Below are 7880 nucleotides of genomic sequence, written 5' to 3'. Positions count from 1 at the left end.
CAAGAAAGCACGTGAGCAGTTCGAATTGTGTTCTTACAAGCGTTTGTTGGATATCTACAGTTCTTCTTCTAAGACTGTTGACGCGTTAATGAGATTAGAACTTCCTTCAGGAGTTGATGTAGAAATTAAAGTGTGATGAGATACTCAGGTCTGGGTGAAAAACCTTTCACCCAGACATTGAGATTTACATCACTTTAATAATTTATAATTTATAATTAGTAAAGTATGCCTGGAATTATTGGTAAAAAAATCGGGATGACTAGCATCTACAGTGTCGAGGGTAAGGCAACACCATGCACAGTAATAGAAGCTGGTCCTTGTGTAGTGACTCAGGTTAAAACACAAGATCGAGATGGGTACGAGGCAATTCAATTAGGATTTGGAGAGCGCAAAGAGCGTAACACTCCAAATGCATTGAAAGGTCACTTCAAAAAAGCAAACACGACACCAAAATCTAAATTGGTGGAGTTTAAAGGCTTTGACGGACTGAATCTTGGGGATGTGGTTGACGCAACAATCTTCGAAGAAGGAGAATTTGTTGGAATTGCCGGAACATCTAAAGGTAAAGGTTTTCAAGGGGTTGTAAAACGTCACAATTTTGGTGGTGTTGGACAATCAACTCACGGTCAGCATAACCGTTTGCGTGCTCCGGGTTCAATTGGTGCTTGTTCATATCCTGCACGTGTATTCAAAGGAATGCGCATGGCCGGACAAATGGGTAACAAACGCGTAACTGTGGAGAACTTAGAGGTATTGCGTATTTTGGCTGACAAAAATCTTATCGTAGTTAAGGGTTCTATTCCGGGACCTAAAGGTTCAACCGTAACAATTCAGAAATAATGGAAGTAAAAGTAATTGATAGCAAAGGAAAGGCTACTTCCAAAAAGGTAACCTTGTCGGATGGAATTTTTGGAATCGAACCAAACGATCACGCAATTTATTTAGATGTGAAGCAACATTTGGCGAATCGTCGTCAGGGAACGCACAAGTCTAAAGAAAGAGCTGAGATCGCTGGATCTACCAGAAAACTGAAAAAACAAAAAGGTACGGGTGGTGCTCGTGCTGGTAGTGTTAAATCTGGTACACGTGTAGGAGGTGGACGTATTTTCGGACCACGCCCGCGTAACTACCACTTCAAATTGAATATCAAATTAAAGCGTTTGGCACGTAAATCTGCTTTCGCTTATAAAGCAAAATTGGATTCAATTTTAGTTGTAGAAGATGTAGCTATTGCAACACCAAAAACAGCAGAATTCAAATCGATGTTATCGAACTTGAACTTGTTAAACGAGAAGGTGTTGATGATCGTTGGAGCTGGTAACGACAATGTTTACTTGTCTTCACGTAACTTACAACGCATTAAAGTTGTATCTGCTGATTCCGTTAACACATACGATGTGTTGAATGCGAAGAAAGTTGTATTAACAGAAAGTTCAATCGAAGTAATCGAAAAGATTCTAAACTAATTGATGATGAGCACAATTATCAAAAAGCCAATCATTACTGAAAAAGCAACTGCCGCTAATGATAACGGTAGCTTCGCTTTCGAAGTAGATCGCAAGGCGAATAAATTGGAAATTAAAAGCGCTGTCGAAAAGATGTACGGAGTTCACGTTGTGAATGTACGCACACTCACTTATGGCGGTGGAAAATCCTCTACGAAATTTACGAATAGAGGTGTCGTTGAGCAAAAAAGTCGCGTATGGAAAAAAGCCATCGTAACTGTTGCCGAAGGAGAAACGATTGATTTGTTTAATAATTTTTAAGTAAAAACTGATGGGTCTTAGAAAATTTCAGCCTATTACTCCAGGGCAAAGACACAAGATCAACAGTACGTATGCTGAAGTAACAACGAACGTTCCTGAAAAGAGCTTAGTTGCGAAGAAAAGCAAGTCTGGTGGTCGTAACAATGATGGTCGTATGACCATGCGCTACATCGGTGGTGGACACAAGCAAAAGTATCGTATTATTGACTTTAAACGCGAGAAGCACGGAGTGCCTGCGGTAGTTAAGACAATCGAATACGATCCAAACAGAACTGCTCGTATTGCATTGCTTTATTATGTGGATGGAGAGAAACGTTATATCGTTGCTCCTGAAGGATTGAAAGTAGGTGATACTGTTGTTTCTGGTGCAGGTGCCGCTCCAAATGTTGGAAACGCATTATTTTTATCCGATGTTCCTCTTGGATCTGTGATCCATAACATTGAGTTGCAACCTGGAAAAGGTGGTGCAATTGCTCGTGGAGCAGGAACATATGCTCAATTGAACGCTCGTGATGGTCGCTTTGCGATTATCAAATTGCCTTCTGGTGAGACTCGTATGATTTTGACTACTTGTATGGCTACAATCGGAGCTGTATCGAATGGAGAACATTCATTAGTAGTTTCTGGTAAAGCTGGTCGCTCACGCTGGTTGGGTCGTCGTCCACGTGTACGTGGTGTTGTGATGAACCCGGTTGATCACCCGATGGGTGGTGGTGAAGGGCGTAACGCCGGTGGACACCCTCGTTCTCGTAATGGTATGCCTGCTAAAGGATACAAAACGCGTTCGAAAAAGAAGTATTCAGATAAGTTTATCATCGAGAGAAGAAAGAAATAAGGTATGAGTCGTTCGTTGAAAAAACCACCTTTTGTACACTATAAGTTGACAAAAAGAGTGGATGCAGCACAAGAAAGCGGAAGCAAGGCAGTAATCAAAACTTGGTCCCGCGCTTCTACAATCACCCCAGACATGGTCGGGTTGACGTTTGCAGTGCATAACGGGAATAAGTTTATTCCTGTGTTTGTAACAGAAAACATGGTTGGTCACAAGTTGGGAGAATTTTCTCCTACACGTAACTTCCGTGGGCATGGTGCTAACAAAAAGGATAAAAAAAGATAGTAAAATTCAAGTGACATGGGCGCTAGAAAAAAATTAAGAGCTGATAAGATTAAAGAAGAGAAGCAGTCAACAGCATTTGCTAAGTTGAACGATTCTCCGATTTCTCCTCGTAAAATGAGATTAGTTGCAGATCTTGTACGTGGATTAGAAGTAAATAAAGCTCTAAACATATTGCAACACAATGCGAAAGACGCATCGTTAAGTTTATCAAAGTTATTGCGTTCTGCAATTGCTAACTGGGAAGCTAAAAACGAAGGTAAGAGCATTGAGGATGAAAAATTAGTGGTGAAATCTATTGAAGTAGGTAGTGCTGGTATGTTGAAGCGTATTCAAACTGCACCTCAAGGTAGAGCTTACCGAGTTCGTAAAAGATCAAACCACGTGACTATCGTTGTTGATGGTTCTAAATAATTGTAAAGGAAATGGGACAAAAGACGAATCCAATTGGTAATAGACTAGGTTTCATCCACGGATGGGAATCTAACTGGTACGGTGGAGATAACTACCGCGATAAAATCGTTGAAGACGATCAAATTCGCAAATATCTTCACGCTCGTTTATCCAGAGCAAGTATTTCGAAAATCATCATCGAGCGCACCCTCAAGCTCGTTACTGTAACAATCAACACGGCTCGTCCGGGTGTGATTATCGGTAAAGGTGGTCAAGAAGTAGACAAATTGAAAGAAGAGTTAAAGAAATTGACGAAAAAAGAGATTCAGATCAATATCTTCGAAGTGAAACGTCCTGAATTGGATGCTCGCTTGGTTGCTGATGGAATCGCTCGTCAGATCGAAGCTCGTATTTCATTTCGTCGCGCTATCAAGATGGCTATCGGTTCAACCATGAGAATGGGTGCCGAAGGTATCAAAGTGAAAATTTCAGGTCGTTTGAATGGAGCGGAAATGGCTCGTTCAGAAATGTACAAAGATGGACGTACTCCGTTACATACGTTCAGAGCTGATATCGATTATGCAGTAGGTGAGGCATTGACTACTTACGGTTTGATCGGGATCAAAGTATGGATCTGCAAAGGTGAAGTTTACGGTCGTCGTGATCTTTCTCCAAATGTTGGAATGGCTGCTCAAGGGGCAAAAGGTGGTGCGCCATCTGGAGACCGCGATAGAGGAAACCGTCGTCCGGCTGGTGGAAAAGGTGGAAACAACCGTAAAAAGAAGTAAAAACACATTAAAATTTTCAGAAGATGTTATCTCCAAAGAGAACCAAATTTAGAAGAGTTCAAAAAGGTCGTAATCGTGGTGAAGCACAACGCGGAAGCACAATTGCATTCGGATCTTTTGGACTAAAAACATTGGAGCCAGGATGGATTACATCACGCCAGATTGAAGCTTCCCGTATCGCAGTTACGCGTTACATGAAGCGTGAAGGAAAGGTGTGGATCCGTATCTTCCCTGACAAACCGATCACATCGAAGCCTGCAGAGGTACGTATGGGTAAAGGTAAGGGAGCTCCTAGTCACTGGGTGGCAGTTGTTAGACCAGGTCGTATTATGTTCGAGGCAGACGGAGTTCCTTATGAAGTTGCTAAGGAAGCACTTCGTTTAGCAGCTCAAAAACTTCCAGTGAAATGTAAGTTTATCGTGCGTAACGATTATGTTATACCAGGAAAATAATTGAAGCATGAAAAAGGAAGATTTAAGTAAACTTTCAGTTGAAGATTTGAAAAAACAAATCGCGAGTGCAACAGAAGCATTGGGAAAAATGAAAATCGGACATACAGTTACTCCATTGGAGAACCCGATCGTAATTCGTAACAATCGCAAAGCAATTGCACGTTTGAATACTGAATTAACAAAACGTCAGAATCAAGCATAGTGCTTGATTCGTTAAAGAAGCTTGAAATGGAAAAGCGTAATTTAAGAAAAGAACGTATCGGGACTGTTACCAGCGATAAGATGGAAAAATCTATCGTCGTTTCTGTAGAAAGAAAAGTAAAACACCCGAAATATGGTAAGTTCGTCAAAAAAACTACTAAATTTGTGGCCCACGATGAAAATAACGACTGTAACATTGGTGACACCGTTAAGATCATGGAGACTCGTCCCTTGTCTAAAAACAAGAATTGGAGATTAGTAGAAATTTTAGAAAGAGCTAAATAATAATTAGTTGCAATGATACAACAAGAATCAAGACTTGCAGTTGCAGATAACTCCGGAGCAAAAGAGGTGTTATGTATCCGCGTATTAGGTGGTACAAAACGTCGTTATGCTTCTGTAGGAGATAAGATCGTAGTAGCTGTTAAGAGCGCAATGCCCTCTGGAGCCGTAAAAAAAGGATCGGTTGCCAAGGCGGTTGTTGTAAGAACACGTAAGGAGGTTCGCCGACCAGACGGTTCTTACATTCGTTTCGATGATAACGCTTGCGTTATCTTGAATCAGGCGGGGGAGATGAGAGGAACCCGTATTTTTGGACCAGTAGCTCGTGAGCTTCGTGAAAACAATTACATGAAAATTGTTTCACTTGCTCCCGAAGTACTTTAATAAGTAGTGAAGTCATGCAAAAGAAATTACACATCAAAGTAGGCGACACTGTTAAAGTATTGAGCGGTGAGTCTAGAGGTCAAGAAGGAACAGTATTGACTATTGACAGAAACAAAGAACGTGCTACCGTTGGTGGAGTGAACATGGTGAAACGCCACACGAAACCAAGTGCGTCCGAACCACAAGGTGGGATCATCGAAAAAGAAGGAACTATTCATATTTCCAACTTAATGGTGGTTATTAAAGGACAAGCTAGCCGCACTGGCCGTAAGGAAAATGCGAAAGGTAAATTAGTTCGTTATTCTAAAAAATCAGGAGAGGAGATCAAGTAATGAGTTATTCACCAAGATTAAAAAAACAGTATACAGAGGAAATTATTCCTGCGCTTACTGAGAAATTTGGGTACAAAACCATTATGCGTGTACCTAAGTTACAAAAGATCGTGATCAGCCAGGGATTGGGTGACGCGGTTGCTGATAAGAAAGTTGTTGATAATGCGATCGCAGATGTATCTCGTATCGCAGGTCAAAAAGCAGTAGCTACTGTGTCTAAAAAAGACGTATCAAACTTTAAATTACGTAAAGGAATGCCAATTGGTACTAAAGTTACTTTGCGTGGTGATAAAATGTACGATTTCTTAGATCGTTTTATCGCTGTTGCTTTACCTCGTACACGTGATTTCCGTGGAGTTAATCCAAAAGGATTTGATGGACGTGGTAACTTCAATTTAGGAGTTAAAGAGCATATCATTTTTCCTGAAATCGATATCGATAAGGTAAGCAAGATTTTAGGAATGGATATCACTTTTGTTACATCTGCTGAAAGCGACGAAGAAGGAAGAGCTTTGCTAGATGCCTTCGGATTCCCATTCATCAAAAAATAAGACAATGGCTAAGGAATCAATGAAAGCGCGTGAGCGCAAAAGAGAAAAAATGGTAGCAAAATACGCAGCTAAAAGAGCTGAGTTGAAAGCTGCCGGAGATTGGGATGCATTGCAGCAATTGCCAGCGAACTCATCTAAAGTTCGTGTGCACAATCGTTGTGGGTTGACTGGTCGTCCTCGTGGTTATATGCGTCAATTCGGTGTTTCACGTGTTACTTTCCGTGAAATGGCGTTGGCTGGTAAAATCCCGGGAGTTAAAAAAGCAAGTTGGTAAAAGTCTGATCCCCGGCATTTATCGTCGGGGGATGGAAACTCTACCGAGTATTAATTGATTAAAGTAACAATAATGTTTACAGATCCAATTGCAGATTATCTTACACGAATTCGTAACGCGAATATGGCTCGTTTGAAAACCGTAGAAATTCCGGCTTCAAACACGAAAAAAGCTATTACAGCAATCTTGTTTGATCAAGGTTACATCGCGAATTACAAATTCGAAGAAGATGGAAAACAAGGTGTGATTAAAATCGCATTGAAGTATAACCAATCAACAAAAGTTCCGGCGATTACTAAAATCGAGCGTGCGTCTCGTCCAGGTCTTCGTAAGTACTCCAGCGCGACAGAAATGCCACGTGTATTGAACGGTTTGGGAATCGCTATCGTTTCTACTTCAAGAGGGGTGATCACAGACAAAGAAGCAAGAAAAGAAAACGTTGGTGGAGAAGTTCTTTGCTACGTTTATTAAAAAGTATAATTGAAAAAGGAGAATTGAAAAGATGGTTCAAAGTCTTTTCAATTTTCAATTTTAAGTTATCAATTCAGTAAAACTAGAATGCAGATTTCTGAGTGCTAGAGAGACAAAAGATATGAGTACTTGACTTGTATCTTTTATTGTTGTATCTTCGCGCTCGTTTTCGTAATTCGTAATTAATATAAATAATGTCAAGGATAGGTAAATCCCCAGTAACAATCCCGAGTGGAGTTGAAGTAAAGGTGGACGGATCAGTAATTTCCGTAAAAGGAAAGCAAGGTACATTGGAGCAAGTGTTTGATTCAAACGCTGTTTCTTTGAGCATTGATGGTTCTGTAATCACTTTAAGCCGCGCGTCTGATGCGCCGGACCATCGTTCTAAGCACGGTTTATACCGCGCGTTAGTTCAAAATATGGTTGTCGGAGTATCCGAAGGGTACAAAAAGGAATTGGAAGTAATCGGAGTAGGTTACCGTGCTACAGCAACTGGTCAGTTGTTGGAATTAGCATTAGGTTATTCTCACCCGATTATCATCGAATTCCCGAAAGAAATTAAGGTATCTGCAGATACTCAAAAAGGTAAAGCTCCGGTTGTGACTTTAGAGTCACACGACAAGCAACTTTTGGGCCAGGCTGCTGCCAAAATTCGTTCCCTTCGTAAACCAGAACCGTATAAAGGAAAAGGTATTCGCTTCATGGGCGAAGAGATTAGAAGAAAAGCTGGTAAATCTGCAGGTAAAAAATAATTTTAGAAGTTATGGCATTTAGTAAAGTAAACAGAAGAGCAAAAATTAAGAGAAGAATCAGAAAGAAAATTTCTGGTACAACTTCAGTGCCTCGTCTTTCTGTATTCCGTTCAAACAAGC

17 protein-coding genes and 1 pseudogene are annotated in these 7880 nt (G+C 40.7%); all 18 read left to right on the top strand.

Translation table 11 applies throughout. The features are described 5' to 3' along the window. Positions 1 to 136: 30S ribosomal protein S10 (locus Q1V93_RS18925; RefSeq protein ID WP_300666977.1), on the top strand; the 136-nt coding region annotated here is incomplete at its 5' end. An 89-nt stretch (positions 137 to 225) separates the two neighbouring features. Continuing rightward, positions 226 to 840 carry a 50S ribosomal protein L3 gene (gene rplC, locus Q1V93_RS18920; RefSeq protein ID WP_300666975.1) on the top strand — a complete coding sequence of 205 codons (615 nt, stop codon included), beginning with the start codon at positions 226 to 228 and terminating at the stop codon, positions 838 to 840. Continuing rightward, positions 840 to 1466 carry a 50S ribosomal protein L4 gene (gene rplD / locus Q1V93_RS18915; RefSeq protein WP_300666973.1) on the top strand — a complete coding sequence of 209 codons (627 nt, stop codon included), beginning with the start codon at positions 840 to 842 and terminating at the stop codon, positions 1464 to 1466. The genes rplC and rplD overlap by 1 nt, the downstream gene beginning before the upstream one ends. Before the next feature lie 6 nt (positions 1467 to 1472). Further along, positions 1473 to 1766, top strand: coding sequence for a 50S ribosomal protein L23 (rplW, locus tag Q1V93_RS18910; protein ID WP_124744422.1), 294 nt, complete (start codon positions 1473 to 1475; stop codon positions 1764 to 1766). Between the two features lie 10 nt (positions 1767 to 1776). Beyond that, positions 1777 to 2601, top strand: coding sequence for a 50S ribosomal protein L2 (gene rplB / locus Q1V93_RS18905; protein WP_124744423.1), 825 nt, complete (start codon positions 1777 to 1779; stop codon positions 2599 to 2601). A gap of 3 nt (positions 2602 to 2604) precedes the next feature. Continuing rightward, positions 2605 to 2883, top strand: a complete 279-nt coding sequence (gene rpsS / locus Q1V93_RS18900; protein WP_124744424.1) for a 30S ribosomal protein S19 — start codon at positions 2605 to 2607, stop codon at positions 2881 to 2883. Between the two features lie 15 nt (positions 2884 to 2898). Next, positions 2899 to 3294 carry a 50S ribosomal protein L22 gene (gene rplV, locus Q1V93_RS18895; RefSeq protein WP_300666966.1) on the top strand — a complete coding sequence of 132 codons (396 nt, stop codon included), beginning with the start codon at positions 2899 to 2901 and terminating at the stop codon, positions 3292 to 3294. A gap of 11 nt (positions 3295 to 3305) precedes the next feature. Beyond that, a complete protein-coding gene (rpsC, locus tag Q1V93_RS18890; protein ID WP_294671853.1) occupies positions 3306 to 4061 on the top strand; it encodes a 30S ribosomal protein S3 in 756 nt (251 codons plus the stop codon). Positions 4062 to 4084: 23 nt separating this feature from the next. Further along, positions 4085 to 4513 (top strand): 50S ribosomal protein L16, encoded by a 429-nt coding sequence (gene rplP, locus Q1V93_RS18885; RefSeq protein WP_124744427.1) that lies wholly within the window; start codon positions 4085 to 4087, stop codon positions 4511 to 4513. 7 nt (positions 4514 to 4520) lie between these two features. After that, entirely contained in the window at positions 4521 to 4715 is a 195-nt protein-coding gene (gene rpmC, locus Q1V93_RS18880) for a 50S ribosomal protein L29 (protein WP_300666959.1), read from the top strand. Between the two features lie 26 nt (positions 4716 to 4741). Then, positions 4742 to 4999 carry a 30S ribosomal protein S17 gene (rpsQ, locus tag Q1V93_RS18875; protein ID WP_124747812.1) on the top strand — a complete coding sequence of 86 codons (258 nt, stop codon included), beginning with the start codon at positions 4742 to 4744 and terminating at the stop codon, positions 4997 to 4999. Positions 5000 to 5011: 12 nt separating this feature from the next. Beyond that, positions 5012 to 5380, top strand: coding sequence for a 50S ribosomal protein L14 (rplN, locus tag Q1V93_RS18870; RefSeq protein WP_013685545.1), 369 nt, complete (start codon positions 5012 to 5014; stop codon positions 5378 to 5380). 14 nt (positions 5381 to 5394) lie between these two features. Continuing rightward, positions 5395 to 5712, top strand: coding sequence for a 50S ribosomal protein L24 (rplX, locus tag Q1V93_RS18865; RefSeq protein ID WP_300666955.1), 318 nt, complete (start codon positions 5395 to 5397; stop codon positions 5710 to 5712). Continuing rightward, positions 5712 to 6263, top strand: a complete 552-nt coding sequence (gene rplE, locus Q1V93_RS18860) for a 50S ribosomal protein L5 (RefSeq protein WP_300666952.1) — start codon at positions 5712 to 5714, stop codon at positions 6261 to 6263. Before rplX ends, rplE begins: the two co-directional genes overlap by 1 nt. 4 nt (positions 6264 to 6267) lie before the next feature. Further along, positions 6268 to 6537: a 30S ribosomal protein S14 gene (gene rpsN / locus Q1V93_RS18855; protein WP_013685542.1), complete on the top strand. Its 270-nt coding sequence runs from the start codon at positions 6268 to 6270 to the stop codon at positions 6535 to 6537. A gap of 72 nt (positions 6538 to 6609) precedes the next feature. Beyond that, on the top strand, positions 6610 to 7008 hold the full coding sequence (gene rpsH, locus Q1V93_RS18850) for a 30S ribosomal protein S8 (protein WP_300666949.1): 399 nt from the start codon (positions 6610 to 6612) through the stop codon (positions 7006 to 7008). A 194-nt stretch (positions 7009 to 7202) separates the two neighbouring features. Next, positions 7203 to 7760, top strand: coding sequence for a 50S ribosomal protein L6 (gene rplF / locus Q1V93_RS18845; protein ID WP_300666946.1), 558 nt, complete (start codon positions 7203 to 7205; stop codon positions 7758 to 7760). An 11-nt stretch (positions 7761 to 7771) separates the two neighbouring features. Continuing rightward, positions 7772 to 7880 (top strand): annotated as a pseudogene (rplR, locus tag Q1V93_RS18840) (50S ribosomal protein L18); the annotation flags it as partial.

The organism is Fluviicola sp. (assembly GCF_030151805.1).
Taxonomy (GTDB): Bacteria; Bacteroidota; Bacteroidia; order Flavobacteriales_D; family Crocinitomicaceae; genus Fluviicola.
This window is presented reverse-complemented; position numbering and strand designations above follow the sequence as displayed.